Annotated in this window: 1 protein-coding gene; it reads left to right on the top strand. The window is 46.3% G+C overall.

Features of this window, described 5'->3' with window-relative positions:
• A partial coding sequence (locus AAEZ03_RS27490; protein WP_502947975.1) for a hypothetical protein occupies positions 1–263 on the top strand: 263 nt, incomplete at its 5' end.
• Positions 264–270: the final 7 nt, after the last annotated feature.

The following is a 270-nucleotide window of genomic DNA, read 5'->3' as shown; positions in this document are numbered from 1 at the left end:
GTGCTGACAATGAGATGTGGGCGGTCAGCGGTAAAGAATGGACGTACGGTCGCTATTTGGTCACTCATCGCGAAGAGGGCTTGCCTGTCATTGCCATTAGAACGGTGTATGACAATAATGAAGTAGACTGCTCAGGTAATAAGGTTGACCAGACAGATGAGGCGCTGATAGCGTTTTTGAACCATGATGGCAACCAAATGCAGTGGTGCGCCGACCCTGATGGCAAAGAATGCTTTATGAACTTCAATAGAGTATTGCCATAATTTTTGA

Source organism: Pseudomonas sp. HY2-MNA-CIBAN-0224, assembly GCF_040310285.1.
In the GTDB taxonomy this organism is placed as follows: domain Bacteria; phylum Pseudomonadota; class Gammaproteobacteria; order Pseudomonadales; family Pseudomonadaceae; genus Aquipseudomonas; species Aquipseudomonas helleri.
Note: the sequence above shows the minus strand (reverse complement) of the source record. Positions and strands in the feature narration are given on the sequence as shown.